The following is a 15,030-nucleotide window of genomic DNA, read 5'->3' on the forward strand; positions in this document are numbered from 1 at the left end:
ATTTGTCCTTGTCCCCGGAGCCTGCGCCGCTTTCGGCCCCGCATGCCCTGTCGACACCGCAAGCAACGAGTCCCGGCTTTCCGCTTGAAACAACAAGAACCAAATCAGAGGGTAATCATGTTCTCTTTCGGACAGAGTCTGGATTCACGCCAGATCGTCGCCGCGCTGTCAAAGTCGCAAGCCATGATCCAGTTCGATCTCACGGGAAAAATTCTGACGGCCAACGAAAACTTCTGCCAGGCACTCGGCTACACCCTGCAAGAGATCGTTGGCCAGCACCACCGCATGTTCTGCGCACCCGATTATGTGCAGACGCAAGAGTATCGTGATTTCTGGACCCGGCTCGGACGGGGTGAGTACGACGCCAATGCCTACAGGCGCTTTGCCAAGGGTGGCCGCGAAATCTGGATCCAGGCGACCTACAACCCGGTCTTTCACAACGGCAAACCCTACAAGGTCGTGAAATTTGCAAGTGACATCACCGCCGCCAAGATCAAGGCGAATGAGGATGGCGGCAAGCTCGATGCCATCTCGAAATCGCAGGCAGTGATCGAATTCACCCCCTCAGGTGAGATCGTCACGGCCAACGAGAACTTCTGCAACGCACTCGGCTACAGTCTGAAGGAAATTCAAGGCAGGCATCACAGCATGTTCTGCGACCCGACCTACGTGCAAGGCAGTGAATATGCCGAGTTCTGGAGGAAGCTGGCCGCCGGCGAGTTCATCTCCAACGAATTCGTGCGCTACGGCAAGGGCGGCAAGGAGATCTGGATCCAGGCGGCCTACAATCCGATCCGCGACACGAACGGCAAGGTCTACAAGGTCGTCAAGTTCGCAACCGATGTCAGCGAGCGCATGGGCGCGATCAAGGCGCTCGGCGTCGGCCTTCAGGCGCTTGCCGAAGGCGATCTCACCCACAGCCTGCCGACGCCCTTCGTTCCCAGCATGGAAGCGGTGCGCACCGATTTCAACGACGCAATCGATCGGCTCTGTCGGGCGATGCAGACCGTCGGCGACAATGCCAACGCCATCGCGTCCGGAGCGCGCGAAATCCGCTCGGCCGCAGACGATCTCTCCAAACGCACGGAGCAACAGGCCGCCTCGGTGGAAGAAACCGCAGCCGCCCTCGATGAGATCACCACGACAGTCGCCGACTCCAGCCGCCGCGCCGAGGAGGCCGGCGGGCTGGTCGCCAAGACCAAGGCGGGAGCCGAACGCTCCGGCAGCGTCGTCAAAAGCGCCATCAGTGCGATGGACCAGATCGAGCAATCCTCACGCGAGATCTCCAACATCATCGGTGTCATCGACGACATTGCCTTCCAGACCAACCTCCTGGCACTGAATGCCGGCGTCGAAGCGGCGCGGGCCGGCGAGGCCGGCAAGGGTTTTGCCGTCGTCGCCCAGGAGGTCCGCGAGCTCGCCCAGCGCTCGGCCCAGGCCGCCAAGGAGATCAAGGCGCTGATCACCACCTCCAGCGACCACGTCAAGAACGGCGTATCGCTTGTCGGGCAGACGGGGGCAGCGCTGGAAGAAATCCTGGTCCAGGTTCAGGAGATCAACCTCAACGTCTCGGCCATCGTCGAGGCAGCCCGCGAGCAGGCGACGGGGCTGAAGGAAATCAACCAGGCGGTCAACTCCATGGATCAGGCGACCCAGCAGAATGCCGCCATGGTCGAGGAAAGCACCGCCGCGAGCCACAACATGTCGCGGGAAGCAGAGGCCCTCCATGCCCTGCTCAGGCAGTTCCAGATCGGCCAGGAGACGGTGCCGGTTGAACGACACGCCGACGAGCGCCAGCAGGCAACCCGCCTGCACGCCACCGCCCGCGGCATGCGCGGCGGACAACGACAAGCCCTTGCCGCCGCCCCGTCGAACGACGGATGGCAGAATTTCTGAGCGCAATCCCTGCACCCCGCGCTCAGGAATAGGGGAAGGCGGCGACCGGTCGCCGCCTTCCCGCATATTTTCCGAAAAGATCTGATTATACCGCCTAGCGATCGTGCTTGGCAGCAACATCCCCACCAGATGCGAACGGGCAAAGCGGACGGTTTCAGACCGGGCTTCGGTTTGACCAGGACAACAAAACGCCACCGCCCCTTCGCGGGCCGCCGCGTCGATCGACGCAGGCCTCAAGCCGCCTGCGGGCGCTTGATCTTCGAAGCGGCTTCGAGCACCAGCGGGCTCAGGCCCTCGCCACCGCCATCGATATGCTGGAACAGCTGCCGCCGCATGCGCGGCTCCCAATATTTGTTGATATGCGTCGCAACGCCCTGGGCGGCTTCGTCCTGCGGCTGGCTCTTGAAGAAGGTGGCGATCTGGTTCGCCATGTAGATCAGCTTGGCATTGGTGTCATGCGACATCGGCGATGGCTCCGGACTTGATGCGTTCGGCATGGGTGAAGATCTCGAATTCGTCGCCGCGCACAAGGGCGATCAGCGTCATGCCCGCGGCTTCTGCCGTGCGGATCGCTAGTGCTGTCGGCGCCGAGATGGCGATAATGACGGGGCTGCCGACAACAGCTGTCTTCTGCACCATCTCGACGGAAACGCGGCTGGTGACGACGACGGCGCCGTCACTTCCGCGGAACCCGGCACGGGCCGCCGCTCCGACAAGCTTGTCCAGCGCGTTGTGGCGGCCGACGTCCTCTCGCACCGCGATCAATCCCCTGCCCGGCACGTAGAACGCGGCACCGTGCACGGCGCGGGTTTCGAAATGCAGCGGCTGCTGGCCGTTTAAAAGCGCGACCGCCTTGACCACGTCTTCCTCCGACAGACGAAGAGGTGACGCAGAAACATCCGGTGTCGGCCGCACCGCCTGCTCGATCGATTCGATGCCACAGAGGCCGCAGCCGACAGGCCCCGCCATATGGCGGCGGCGCAGGCGCAGCATGTCGTTCTGCTCGTCCTTCAGCGTGATCTGCAGATCGATGCCGAGATTGCCCGCCACTTCGTCGGCGATCGCCTCGACCGCTTCGATCTGGCCGGGCTCAGCGATGATGCTCTCGGTCAGGCTGAAGCCGACGGCGAAATCCTCGAGATCGCCTGGCGTCGCCATCATCACCGCGTGGGTCGAGCCCCCGAAGGTGAATGCGACAGGCGTCTCTTCCGGGACAGCACGAGCGCCGTCCCTCAAGATTCCTGCGCGCAGGGCGGTCTCCGGCACGGTCTTCGACACCTGGAATTTCGGCATGGATGGCCCGGGCATCGCGACTACTCCGCAGCCTCCAGCTTGCCGGCAATCCGACGCGATTGCCGCGCCTGCTCATCGTAATCCTGCTGCCAGTCCGATGGTCCGTTAGACGGCATCACCTGAACCGCCGTCACCTTGTACTCAGGGCAATTGGTCGCCCAGTCGGAGAAGTCGGTGGTGATGACGTTTGCCTGCGTCGTCGGATGGTGGAAGGTGGTGTAGACGACACCCGGCGCCACCCGATCGGTGATCAGAGAGCGAAGCGTCGTCTCGCCGGCGCGGCTGGCGAGCCTGATCCAGTCGCCATCGCGGATGCCGCGCTGTTCGGCGTCATGCGGGTGGATTTCCAGCCGGTCCTCCGCATGCCAGACGACGTTGTCGGTGCGCCGCGTCTGGGCGCCGACATTGTACTGGCTGAGAATGCGGCCGGTGGTGAGCAACAGCGGGAAACGCGGGCCGGTTCGCTCGTCGGTCGCGACATATTCGGTACGGATGAACTTGCCCTTGCCGCGCACGAAGCCGTCGACATGCATGATCGGCGAGCCCTCGGGATGCTTCTCGTTGCAGGGCCACTGCACGGAGCCCATCTTCTCCAGATAGTCGTAGGAAACGAGCGCGAAGCTCGGTGTCGTCGCGGCGATCTCGTCCATGATTTCGGAAGGATGGCGATAGTTCCAGTTCATCCCCATGGCCTGCGCCAACTTCTGGGTGACTTCCCAGTCGGCATAGCCGTTCTTCGGCGTCATCACCTTGCGCACGCGGTTGATGCGGCGTTCGGCATTGGTGAAGGTGCCGTCCTTTTCCAGGAAGGTCGAGCCCGGAAGGAACACGTGGGCATAGTTGGCCGTCTCGTTGAGGAAGAGGTCGTGCACCACGACGCACTCCATCGCCGCAAGGCCGGCGGCCACGTGCTTGGTGTCGGGATCCGACTGCAGGATGTCCTCGCCCTGGATGTAGATGCCCTTGAAGGTGCCGTCGACGGCGGCATCGAGCATGTTCGGTATGCGCAAGCCCGGCTCGCTGGATATCTCGACACCCCAGAGTTTTTCGAAGGTCTCGCGCGTCGCATCGTCGGAGACATGGCGGTAACCCGGAAGTTCGTGCGGGAACGAGCCCATGTCGCAGGAGCCCTGGACGTTGTTCTGGCCGCGCAGCGGGTTCACGCCGACACCAGGCCGGCCGATATTGCCGGTGACCATGGCAAGGTTGGCAATCGCCATGACCGTGGTCGAGCCCTGGCTGTGCTCGGTAACCCCGAGGCCGTAATAGATCGCGCCGTTGCCGCCGGTGGCAAAGAGCCGTGCGGCACCGCGAACGAGATCGGCGGGAACGCCGGTATAGGCTTCGGTCGCCTCCGGGCTGTGATAGGGCTCGGCAACGAAACTCGCCCAGTCCTCGTATTCAGACCAGTCGCAACGCTCGCGGATGAAGGCCTCGTTGGCGAGCCCTTCGGTGACGATCACATGCGCGATCGAGGTCAGGATCGCGACATTGGTGCCCGGCTTCAACGGCAGGTGATAGGACGCTTCCACATGCGGTGAACGCACGATGTCTGTGCGGCGCGGATCGATGACGATCAGCTTGGCGCCTTCGCGCAGCCGCTTCTTCAGACGCGAGCCGAAGACCGGATGGCCATCGGTCGGGTTGGCGCCGATGATGACGGCGACGTCGGTGAACTCGACCGAATCGAAATTCTGCGTGCCGGCGGACGTGCCGAAGGCCTGGCCGAGACCGTAGCCGGTCGGCGAGTGGCAGACACGGGCGCAGGTGTCGACATTGTTGTTGCCGAAGCCGGCGCGCACCAGCTTCTGGACCAGATAGGTTTCTTCGTTGGTGCAGCGCGACGAGGTGATGCCGCCGACGGAATCACGGCCATACTGGTACTGGATCCGCCGGAATTCGGCGGCCACATGCGCATAGGCCTCCTCCCAGGTCACTTCGCGCCAGGGATCAGAGATCTTCTCGCGGATCATCGGGTTGAGGATGCGGTCCTTATGGGTCGAATAACCATAGGCAAACCGACCCTTGACGCAGGAATGGCCGCGGTTCGCCTGCCCATCCTTCCACGGCACCATGCGCACCAGTTCTTCGCCGCGCATTTCCGCCTTAAAGGAGCAGCCGACACCGCAATAGGCGCAGGTGGTGACGACGGAATGCTCCGGCTGACCGATCTCGATCACGGATTTTTCGGTGAGCGTCGCCGTCGGGCAGGCCTGGACGCAGGCGCCGCAGGACACGCATTCAGACGACATGAAGTCTTCGGCCATGCCGGCGGAAACGCGGCTGTCGAAACCACGGCCGCCGATCGTCAGCGCGAAGGTGCCCTGCACTTCCTCGCAGGCACGCACGCAGCGCGAGCAGACGATGCACTTCGCCGGGTCGTAGGTGAAGTATGGATTGGACTCGTCCTTCGGCAGCCATTTGGCGTTGATGTCGCCATTGTTGCGCGCCTTGACGTGGTTCTCACCCTCATAGCCGTACCGCACATCGCGCAGGCCCACGGCTCCGGCCATGTCCTGCAGCTCGCAATCGCCATTGGCCGCACAGGTCAGACAGTCGAGCGGATGGTCGGAGATATAGAGCTCCATCACCCCGCGGCGAACGTCCTTCAGGCGCGGCGTCTGGGTCGACACTTCGAGCCCCGGCGCCACCGGCGTGGTGCAGGAGGCGGGCATACCGCCCCGCCCCTTGATCTCGACGAGACAGAGCCGGCAGGAGCCGAAGGCGTCCATCATGTCGGAGGCACAGAGCTTCGGCACCTCGATGCCCGCATCCATCGCCGCGCGCATGATCGATGTGCCCTCGGGAACGGTCACTTCGCGCCCGTCGATGGTCAGCGTCACCATGGTTTCGGAGCGGGAGGCAGGCGTGCCATAGTCGATTTCATGAATGAGAGACATGGTCTTCCTCCTCACTCCGCCGCTTCGACAAGCGGAGCCGGTTTGAAATCATCCGGAAAATGCGTCATCGCGCTGACGACGGGATAGGGCGTGAACCCGCCGAGCGCGCAGAGCGAACCGAACTTCATGGTATTGCAGAGATCGGCGAGCAGTTCGCGGTTCTTCTCCGGCTCGATGCCTGCGGCGATCTTGTCGGCCACTTCGACGCCACGGGTCGAGCCGATGCGACAGGGCGTGCATTTGCCGCAGCTTTCGATCGCGCAGAACTCCATGGCGAAACGTGCCTGCTTCAGCATGTCGGCGGTATCGTCGAAGACAACGATGCCGGCATGGCCGATCAAGCCGTCCCGGGCGGCAAAGGCTTCATAGTCGAACGGCGTGTCGAACAGCGCACGCGGAAAATAGGCTCCGAGCGGACCGCCAACCTGCACCGCCTTGACCGGCCGGCCAGTTGCCGTTCCGCCAGCGATATGATCGATGATCTCGCCGAGCGCGAGGCCAAAGGCAGTTTCGAACAGGCCCGAGTGCTTGACGTTGCCGGCGATCTGGATCGGGATCGTCCCGCGCGAGCGGCCCATGCCGAAGTCTCGGTAGAAGGAGGCCCCTTTGTCCATGATGACAGGAACGGAAGCGAGCGAGATCACGTTGTTGATGACGGTCGGACAGTCGAACAGGCCCTTGTGGGCGGGGAGCGGCGGCTTCGCGCGCACGATGCCGCGCTTGCCCTCGAGGCTGTTGAGCAACGCTGTTTCCTCGCCGCAGACATAGGCGCCGGCGCCGGTGCGCACTTCCATGTCGAAGGCACGTCCCGAGCCGAGCACCGATTGCCCGAGCACGCCGGCTCGGCGCGCGATCTCGATCGCTTGCGCCATGGTGGCGATCGCATGCGGATACTCAGAACGCGTATAGATGAAGCCCTTGGTCGCGCCGGTCGCAAGGCCTGCCACCGCCATGCCCTCGATCAACACGAAGGGATCGCCCTCCATGATCATCCGGTCGGCAAAGGTACCGCTGTCGCCCTCATCGGCGTTACAGACGATGTACTTCCGCTCGCCCGCTGCTTCCAGAACCGTCTTCCATTTGATGCCGGTCGGGAAACCGGCGCCGCCGCGGCCGCGAAGACCGCTCTCCGTCACCTGCGTGACGATAGCCATCGGCTCCATGGAGATGGCGTTCTCCAGTCCGCGAAGACCGCCATGCGCGCGGTAATCGTCGAGCGACAGCGGGTCGATGACGCCGCAGCGCGCGAAGGTCAGCCGCGTCTGCTGCTTCAGGAATGGGATCTCCTCGGTCTTCCCGAGACAGAGCGCATGGTTGCCGCCATCAACAAGGCCGGCATCGATGAGAGACGCGACATCGCGCGCCTTGACCGGCCCATAGGCAACGCGACCTTCCGGGGTTTCCACCTCGACCAGCGGCTCCAGCCAGTGCAGGCCGCGTGAGCCGTTGCGCACAATGGTGACATCGAGGCCGCGTGCGGCGATCAGGTCTTCAATCGCCTTCGCCACCTTGTCGGCGCCGAGCGCCAGGGCCGCGGCATCGCGGGGAATGTAGATCTTCGTGGTCATCGGCGCGCCTCCGAAACGAGGGCGTCGAGATCGTCGGCATCGACCCGGGCATGCACCTCTCCGTCGAACATCGCGGAGGGTGCGCAGGAACAGAGCCCGAGACAGTAGACCGGCTCCAGTGTCACCGCGCCGTCGGGTGTCGTTTCGTGGAAGTCGATGCCGAGCAGGCGCTTGGCGCGCTCGGCCAGTTCATCGCCACCCATCGACTGGCACGCCTCGGCACGACAGAGCTTCAGCACATGGCGGCCGGCCGGATGCTCGCGAAAGTCATGATAGAAGGAGAAGACGCCGTAGACCTCGGCGCGCGACAGGTTGAGTTCACGCGCGATGACGGGCAGACAGTCCTGCGGCACGTAACCGAATTCGTGCTGGATCTCGTGAAAGATCGGCAGCAGCGGCCCTTCGAGCCCCTTCAGTTCCTCGACGATCGCAAGCGTGCGCCCGGATACATCTCCACGCGGCTGGTGAATATTCACTCAGGGAGCCCTCCCGGCTCGCGGCTGTAGCGGCCCTTTTGCGGACCACGCCCAGCTCGAATTGGCATCGCCCGGGAAGGCCGCTTCCTCCACGTCCATTCCCATGAACGAAAAGCTTCGCGCTTCTGGGCGGAAGGGTCAATAAGGCTGTTCCGTTGGTTGATAGAAAAAATCTATTGAGCCTGATTTCTCTCGCCGAGAATGCGCGCTTCGTGCAAAAGCGCCGACACCAGCGGCGTGAATGGTTCACGATGCGTCGCAACCAGGCCAACGGTGTGGTGGGCATCCGGCTCGATGATCGGAATCATCTTAATGTCTTCGTGAAAACCAAATGATTTCGCGACGTTGAAGGGCATGATGCTGGCCCAACGACCGGTGCGCACATGGGAGAAAAGCACGATCATCGAATTCGATTCGAGCGTCGGAGCGGCAACGACGCCAGCCTCGGAGAAATGCTGGTTGACGATGCGCCGGTTCTGCATATCGGCGGTCAATAGACAAAGCCGAATGGCGCTAACCTCCTTCCACGTCACGCTTTCGCGATCGGAAAGCGGCGTTCCCGCAGCCGTTACCAGGTGGTAGCGCTCGATCTGCAGCGGGACGCTGGTGACGCGCCCGAGCGGTTCGTTCTCCAGATAAGTGAGACCGGCATCGATCTCTAGGTTTTCGAGCAGCGCCAGGATCTGCAACGACGTGGTCGACAGCACCGAGAAAGTCACGTCGGGATGCTTCTCCTGGAACGGCGCGGTGATCATCGGCACCATGGCCAGCGTCGTCGGGATCGCCGCCAGCCGGATATGCCCGGAAAGGCCTTTGCGCGCCGTGCGCATCTCCTCGCGCATGGTGCGGGCATCGCCGACGATGCGGCGCGCCCATTCGAGCACCCGTTGCCCTTCCGGCGTCAGCCCCTGAAAGCGCGAGCCGCGACTGACGAGCATGACACCGAGCTGGCCTTCGAGCTGGCGAATTGCCGCCGATAGCGTCGGCTGCGTCACCCCGCATTCAAGCGCTGCCCGGCCGAAGTGTTTTTCGCGGGCCAGCACCAGAAACATTTCCAGCTTGTCGATCATCCCGAACCTTCGGAGTCCTTGGCTTTACCCCTCACCCTAACCCTCTCCCCGCACGCGGGGCGAGGGGACCTGCCCCGATCCCTGCCGAAGGGTGATGCCGGCGAAAGAATGTCAGGGCCGCCGCAAGATCTTACGCTCCGCAGAAGTTCAGAAGACAGCGGAGCGCGCCGCATGTCCCTTCGCCCCGCTCGCAGGGAGAAGGTGCCGGCAGGCGGATGAGGGGCTTGACCGCCACGGCCATCTACACCTGCTGTACTCACGTGATGAGCTGGCCGCCATTGACCTCCAGCACCTGGCCGGTGATGTAGCCGGACAGCGCATGGGAGGCGAGGAAGAGATAGGCCGGCGCGCAGTCCTCGGCCGTGCCAAGCCTGCCGATCGGGATCGTCTTGCGCGTCGCCTCCAGCTTTTCCGGCGACGAGTAGCGCTCGTGAAACTCGGTGGTGATGGTGCCGGGCGAGACGCAGTTGACCCTGATGCCCTCGGGCGCCAGTTCGCGCGCCAGCGCCTTGGAGTAGGTGGACACGAAGGCCTTGGTCGCCGAATAGATCGACGAGCCGGCACTGCCGCCGGTCAGCGCCGAAATCGACACGGTGTTGACGATTGCCGGATGGGTGCCCTTGCGCAACAGCGGCAACAGCGCCCGCGTCATCTCGACCACGGAGGTCTGGTTGAGCTGGACGACAGTGCGATACTGCTCGTCGGTCAGCTCGGCTGCCGGAAAGCGGCCAACCATGGTGCCGGCATTGTTGACGAGGATGTCGACGCTGTCGAAGCGGCTGCGGACCGCGTCCGCCAGTGCCTCGACGCCACCCTCTGCCAGGAAATCGGCTGCCGCCACATGCGCCCGCCCCTCGGTCGCAGCCGTCTCCAGGAAATCCGGAAGATCGCCAATCGTCCGCCCGGCATGGACGAACACATGCGCGCCGCAATCGAGAAACTGGCGCGCCACTTCAAGTCCGATGCCGCGTCCACCGCCGGTCACCACCACAGTCATGCCTTTGAACAAGGCCGGATGAAACATGTCTTTTCCCTCTTCCCGTCATTGCCAAAGTCGCCTATCGCCGGGGTGATTGCAACGCGCGCAATTCACATGCCGCCGACGAAAGCAGAATCGCGACAAACGACGATTTCTGAAATTGCACAGCTTTCGTTTTTGCATATTATGAAAAAAAACGAAAACGGGGAGGTTTCGGAATGTATCTGACAGGGCGGCAGGCGGAAATCCTGGAACTGGCGAAGAACGAAGGACGCGTGCTGGTCGAGGAGCTGGCGCAGCGCTTTTCGGTGACGCCGCAGACCATTCGCAAGGACCTCAACGACCTCTGCGACGCCAAGATCCTCAACCGGATTCACGGCGGCGCGATCTTCCCGAGCGGCAAGGAAAACGTCAAATACGATGCCCGCCGCCAGATCGCCGCACCGGAGAAGCAGGCGATCGGCAGGGCTGCCGCTGCCCTCATCCCCGACAACGCCTCGCTGTTCATCAATATCGGCACGACGACGGAGGCCGTGGGCGAGGCGCTGCTAGACCACAAGGAATTGATGGTCATCACCAACAACATCAACGTCGCCAACCACTTGCGCGTCTTCCCGTCGATCGAGGTGGTCATCACCGGCGGGGTGGTTCGCGGCTCCGACGGCGGCATTGTCGGCGAGGCGGCGGTCGACTTCATCAAGCAGTTCAAGGTGGACTTCGCCGTCATCGGCGCCTCGGCCATCGACCATGACGGCGCACTGCTCGATTTCGATTTTCGCGAAGTGAAAGTCGCCCAGGCGATCATCGCCAATGCCCGCCACGTCATCCTCGTTTCCGACTCGACCAAATTCGAAAGAACGGCCCCCGTTCGCATCGGTCATATCTCCCAGGTCCAGACCTTCATCACCGATCGCTGTCTCGTTGATAACGTGCGCAAAATCTGCGCCGAACAGGACGTTCGCCTGATCGAAACCGAGGCCTGAAAAGCGCTTTTTTAGACGATCCTGAGATTCGCCCAACATTCGTTTGACATTCGATATATTTTCGCTTTAACTGATTTCACTTTCGCGATTGCACCAATTTGTGCATTGCGAAATGTGGGAGGGGAAAAGCAGTGGCAGAGCAGGCAATCTTCGACGTCTTCGTTATCGGCGGCGGCATCAACGGATGCGGCATCGCGCGTGATGCGGTCGGTCGGGGATATTCGGTTGCCCTTGCCGAGATGAACGACTTTGCCTCCGGCACGTCGTCCGGCTCGACCAAACTCATCCATGGCGGCCTGCGCTATCTCGAACATTACGAATTTCGCCTGGTGCGCGAAGCGCTGATGGAGCGCGAAGTGCTCTGGGCGATGGCGCCACACGTGATCTGGCCGATGCGCTTCGTTCTGCCCTACCACAAGGGTGGCCCGCGCCCGGCCTGGCTCATCCGCCTCGGCCTGTTCCTTTACGATCATATCGGCGGCCGCAAGCTGCTGCCGGCGACAGCAACGCTCGACATGACGCGCGACCCGGCCGGAAAGCCGTTGAAGCGGCTGTTCACCAAGGCATTCGAATATTCCGACGGCTGGGTCAACGACGCCCGTCTGGTTGTGCTCAACGCCCGCGACGCGGCCAACCGCGGCGCCAGGATCATGGCGCGCACCCGGGTGATCTCGGCAAAACGCGACAACGGCACATGGACGATCGAAACCGAAGATACCATGACTGGCGAGCGCCGGCAGACGCGGGCGCGCATGCTGGTCAATGCGGCAGGCCCGTGGGTCGATGCGGTGCTCGCAAGTGCGCTCGGCAAGAATGATGTTCACAACGTGCGCCTGGTCCAGGGCAGCCACATCGTCGTGCGCAAGAAGTTCAACGATCCTCGTGCTTACTTCTTCCAGAATCCGGATGGCCGGATCATGTTCGCCATTCCCTACGAGGACGATTTCACGCTGATCGGGACCACCGATCGCGACTACACCGACAACCCGGCAGACGTGCGCATCAGCGATGCGGAGGTCGACTACCTCTGCAAGGCAGCGAGCGAGTATTTCCTCGAGCCGGTGGAGAAGGACGACATCGTCTGGACCTATTCCGCCGTCCGCCCGCTGTTTGACGATGGCGCCAGCAAGGCGCAGGAGGCGACCCGCGATTATGTTCTTCGGGTCGAGGGCGACAGGACGACGGCACCGCTGCTCAATGTCTTCGGCGGCAAGCTGACGACCTATCGTCGCCTGAGCGAATCCGCGCTCGAAAAGATCGGCGAGGCCATTGGCGTCAAGGGCGCCAAGTGGACGGCTGGCTCGAACCTGCCGGGCGGGGATTTCCCGGCCACGGGCTATGCTGACGAGGTCGCCAAGCTTCACAAGAAATATCCCTTCCTTGCCGCAGGCCATGTGCGCCGGCTGGTCCGCCTCTACGGCACGCGCGCCGCAGCGCTGCTCGGATCGGCATCGAACGAGGCTGGCCTTGGCCGCCATTTCGGCGCCGACCTCTACGAGGCGGAAGTGAAGTGGCTGATCAAGGAGGAGTGGGCCCGGCACGCCGAGGACGTGTTGTGGCGGCGCACCAAACTGGGATTGAAGCTGACGCCCGGCGAGGCGGCAGCACTGGAGGAATACATGCGGGGCGCGGCGAACGCCGCCGCCTGAGGATCCCCGCATACTGGAATGCCGATGGCTGGGTGGAACACCGGAGAATTCAATGCTTGAAATGAAGAAGATATCCAAGGTCGTGGGTGGGGAGACGCATATCTACCCGACCGATCTTGTGCTGCAGAGGGGGACGCTCAATGTGCTGCTCGGCCCAACCCTTTCCGGCAAGACGTCGCTGATGCGGCTGATGGCCGGCCTTGACAAGCCTGCCTCCGGTTCGCTGATCTTCGACGGCACCGACGTCACCGGCCTGCCGGTCCAGAAACGTTCCGTGGCCATGGTCTACCAGCAGTTCATCAACTACCCGTCGATGACCGTCTACGACAACGTCGCCTCGCCGATGCGCATCAGGGGTTCGGACGCCGCCACGATCGACCGCGAGGTGCGCAAGGCCGCCGAACTGCTGAAGCTCACGCCCTATCTCGATCGCACGCCGCTCAGCCTGTCCGGCGGCCAGCAGCAGCGCACGGCGCTGGCGCGCGCCATCGTCAAGAACGCCGATCTCGTGCTTCTCGACGAACCGCTCGCCAACCTCGACTACAAGCTGCGCGAAGAATTGCGCGAGGAACTGCCGAAGCTCTTCGCGGCATCGGGCGCGATCTTCGTCTATGCGACCACCGAACCTTCCGAAGCCCTGCTTCTCGGCGGCAATACCGCTACGCTTAGCCAGGGCCGCATCACCCAGTTCGGCAAGACCATCGACGTCTTCCGTCGCCCGGTCGACCTGGTGACGGCACGAACCTTCGCCGATCCGCCGCTGAACACGATCGAACTCATCAAGTCGGGCCCGATCTTCACGTTCGACGGCAAGCACGTTCTGTCTGTTCCCGTCCACCTTTCGGCACTGCCGGACGGCCCCTGCACGGTCGCCTTCCAGCCGCACCACCTGTCGTTCGACCGTCCTTTCGACGGCGCGACACCGCTGACGGTCAAGACGGCAATCTCTGAAATCGCAGGCTCCGAAAGCTTCATCCACGTCGGCTTTTCCGGTGCGCGCTGGGTCATGCTGGCGCCGGGCATCCACGACATCGAACCGGACGCAACCCTCGAGGTTTTCGTCGACATCCGCCACCTGATGGCCTTCGGGCCGGATGGGCGCGCGATCGGCAAGACGGCCTGAGGGGGCGCTGGGAGGAAAGACAATGGCACGCATCGATCTCGAACATATCCGCCACGCCTATGGCGCCAAGCCGAAGTCGGAAAACGACTACGCGCTCAAGGAAGTGCACCACGAGTGGAACGACGGCGGCGCCTATGCGCTGCTCGGACCGTCCGGCTGTGGCAAGACCACGCTGCTCAACATCATCTCTGGCCTCATCAATCCGTCGGAAGGACGCATCCTCTTCGACGGCAAGGACGTCACGCATCTGTCCACCCAGGACCGCAACATCGCCCAGGTGTTCCAGTTCCCGGTGATCTACGACACGATGACCGTCTACGACAATCTCGCCTTCCCGCTTCGCAACCGGCATGTGCCGGAGACCGAGGTCGACCGCCGCGTCAAGGAGATCATCGAGATGATCGGCCTTGGCGGCTGGGCGGGCAAGAAGGCGCAAGGCCTGACGGCCGACCAGAAGCAGAAGATCTCGCTTGGCCGCGGCCTCGTGCGCTCCGACGTCAGCGCCATCCTGTTCGACGAGCCTCTGACCGTCATCGATCCGGAAATGAAATGGGTGCTGCGTTCGCAGATCAAGCGGCTGCACAAGCAGTTCGGCTTCACCATGGTCTACGTCACCCATGACCAGACCGAAGCGCTCACCTTCGCCGACAAGGTCGTCGTCATGTATGACGGCCAGATCGTGCAGATCGGCACGCCCGCCGAACTGTTCGAACGGCCGCGCCACACGTTCGTCGGCTATTTCATCGGTTCGCCGGGCATGAACGTTCTGCCGGCAAAAATCGACGGCAGCACCGCCCAGGTCGGCGGCGAGAGCATTGCGCTCAACTTCCGGCCCGAGATCAAGTCCGGCGCCAAGACCGAACTCGGCATCCGCCCGGAGTTCGTGTCGATCGGCCGCGAGGGCATGCCGGTTGCGATCACGAAGGTCGAGGATATCGGCCGTCACAAGATCGTGCGCGCCCGCTTTGCCGACCAGCCGATCTCGATCATCCTCGACGAGGATGGCGAGATCCCTGCCGATCCACGCATCGCCTTCGACCAGAAGGCCATCAACATCTACGCCGATTCCTGGCGCGTCGGCGGGGAGGCCTGA

The 15,030-nt window shown here is 63.0% G+C and carries 12 protein-coding genes; 5 read left to right on the forward strand and 7 right to left on the reverse strand.

Annotated elements, in window-relative coordinates; genetic code table 11:
* The first annotated feature begins 117 nt into the window (after positions 1–117).
* Complete coding sequence (locus tag LPJGGPFB_RS00300; RefSeq protein ID WP_173418217.1) at positions 118–1,896, forward strand: methyl-accepting chemotaxis protein; 1,779 nt, start codon at positions 118–120, stop codon at positions 1,894–1,896.
* 233 nt (positions 1,897–2,129) lie between these two features.
* Here the strand turns inward: LPJGGPFB_RS00300 and LPJGGPFB_RS00305 are convergent, their stop codons facing one another.
* The 7 genes from LPJGGPFB_RS00305 to LPJGGPFB_RS00335 form a co-directional block, all read right to left on the reverse strand.
* Positions 2,130–2,360 (reverse strand): formate dehydrogenase subunit delta, encoded by a 231-nt coding sequence (locus tag LPJGGPFB_RS00305; RefSeq protein WP_112805380.1) that lies wholly within the window; start codon positions 2,358–2,360, stop codon positions 2,130–2,132.
* Positions 2,350–3,204, reverse strand: a complete 855-nt coding sequence (gene fdhD, locus LPJGGPFB_RS00310; protein ID WP_234902747.1) for a formate dehydrogenase accessory sulfurtransferase FdhD — start codon at positions 3,202–3,204, stop codon at positions 2,350–2,352. The genes LPJGGPFB_RS00305 and fdhD overlap by 11 nt, the downstream gene beginning before the upstream one ends.
* Positions 3,205–3,209: 5 nt before the next feature.
* Entirely contained in the window at positions 3,210–6,089 is a 2,880-nt protein-coding gene (gene fdhF, locus LPJGGPFB_RS00315; RefSeq protein WP_173418218.1) for a formate dehydrogenase subunit alpha, read from the reverse strand.
* Between the two features lie 11 nt (positions 6,090–6,100).
* Positions 6,101–7,657, reverse strand: coding sequence for a formate dehydrogenase beta subunit (locus LPJGGPFB_RS00320; protein WP_173418219.1), 1,557 nt, complete (start codon positions 7,655–7,657; stop codon positions 6,101–6,103).
* Positions 7,654–8,133, reverse strand: a complete 480-nt coding sequence (locus LPJGGPFB_RS00325; RefSeq protein ID WP_173418220.1) for a formate dehydrogenase subunit gamma — start codon at positions 8,131–8,133, stop codon at positions 7,654–7,656. Before LPJGGPFB_RS00325 ends, LPJGGPFB_RS00320 begins: the two co-directional genes overlap by 4 nt.
* 173 nt (positions 8,134–8,306) lie before the next feature.
* Complete coding sequence (locus tag LPJGGPFB_RS00330) at positions 8,307–9,203, reverse strand: LysR family transcriptional regulator (RefSeq protein ID WP_173418221.1); 897 nt, start codon at positions 9,201–9,203, stop codon at positions 8,307–8,309.
* Between the two features lie 256 nt (positions 9,204–9,459).
* Positions 9,460–10,227 (reverse strand): SDR family NAD(P)-dependent oxidoreductase, encoded by a 768-nt coding sequence (locus tag LPJGGPFB_RS00335; RefSeq protein WP_173418222.1) that lies wholly within the window; start codon positions 10,225–10,227, stop codon positions 9,460–9,462.
* A 173-nt stretch (positions 10,228–10,400) separates the two neighbouring features.
* On the opposite strand from LPJGGPFB_RS00335, the gene LPJGGPFB_RS00340 reads away from it, so the two are divergent.
* The 4 genes from LPJGGPFB_RS00340 to LPJGGPFB_RS00355 all read left to right on the forward strand — a co-directional run bounded on the left by LPJGGPFB_RS00340 (position 10,401) and on the right by LPJGGPFB_RS00355 (position 15,030).
* On the forward strand, positions 10,401–11,165 hold the full coding sequence (locus LPJGGPFB_RS00340) for a DeoR/GlpR family DNA-binding transcription regulator (RefSeq protein WP_173418223.1): 765 nt from the start codon (positions 10,401–10,403) through the stop codon (positions 11,163–11,165).
* A gap of 131 nt (positions 11,166–11,296) precedes the next feature.
* Positions 11,297–12,814 carry a glycerol-3-phosphate dehydrogenase gene (gene glpD, locus LPJGGPFB_RS00345; protein WP_173418224.1) on the forward strand — a complete coding sequence of 506 codons (1,518 nt, stop codon included), beginning with the start codon at positions 11,297–11,299 and terminating at the stop codon, positions 12,812–12,814.
* Between the two features lie 52 nt (positions 12,815–12,866).
* Entirely contained in the window at positions 12,867–13,937 is a 1,071-nt protein-coding gene (locus LPJGGPFB_RS00350) for an ABC transporter ATP-binding protein (protein ID WP_173418225.1), read from the forward strand.
* A gap of 22 nt (positions 13,938–13,959) precedes the next feature.
* Positions 13,960–15,030 (forward strand): ABC transporter ATP-binding protein, encoded by a 1,071-nt coding sequence (locus LPJGGPFB_RS00355; RefSeq protein ID WP_173418226.1) that lies wholly within the window; start codon positions 13,960–13,962, stop codon positions 15,028–15,030.

It is taken from the genome of Ensifer adhaerens, assembly GCF_013283195.1.
In the GTDB taxonomy this organism is placed as follows: Bacteria; Pseudomonadota; Alphaproteobacteria; order Rhizobiales; family Rhizobiaceae; genus Ensifer; species Ensifer adhaerens_G.

What these genes read in the sequence shown, in the direction of transcription:
- LPJGGPFB_RS00305 (WP_112805380.1), bottom strand. Translation starts at nt 2,360, where the DNA reads ATGTCGCATGACACCAATGCCAAGCTGATCTACATGGCGAACCAGATC.
- LPJGGPFB_RS00300 (WP_173418217.1), top strand. Translation starts at nt 118, where the DNA reads ATGTTCTCTTTCGGACAGAGTCTGGATTCACGCCAGATCGTCGCCGCG.
- LPJGGPFB_RS00350 (WP_173418225.1), top strand. Translation starts at nt 12,867, where the DNA reads ATGCTTGAAATGAAGAAGATATCCAAGGTCGTGGGTGGGGAGACGCAT.
- fdhD (WP_234902747.1), bottom strand. Translation starts at nt 3,204, where the DNA reads ATGCCCGGGCCATCCATGCCGAAATTCCAGGTGTCGAAGACCGTGCCG.
- LPJGGPFB_RS00340 (WP_173418223.1), top strand. Translation starts at nt 10,401, where the DNA reads ATGTATCTGACAGGGCGGCAGGCGGAAATCCTGGAACTGGCGAAGAAC.
- LPJGGPFB_RS00335 (WP_173418222.1), bottom strand. Translation starts at nt 10,227, where the DNA reads ATGTTTCATCCGGCCTTGTTCAAAGGCATGACTGTGGTGGTGACCGGC.
- LPJGGPFB_RS00320 (WP_173418219.1), bottom strand. Translation starts at nt 7,657, where the DNA reads ATGACCACGAAGATCTACATTCCCCGCGATGCCGCGGCCCTGGCGCTC.
- fdhF (WP_173418218.1), bottom strand. Translation starts at nt 6,089, where the DNA reads ATGTCTCTCATTCATGAAATCGACTATGGCACGCCTGCCTCCCGCTCC.
- LPJGGPFB_RS00355 (WP_173418226.1), top strand. Translation starts at nt 13,960, where the DNA reads ATGGCACGCATCGATCTCGAACATATCCGCCACGCCTATGGCGCCAAG.
- LPJGGPFB_RS00330 (WP_173418221.1), bottom strand. Translation starts at nt 9,203, where the DNA reads ATGATCGACAAGCTGGAAATGTTTCTGGTGCTGGCCCGCGAAAAACAC.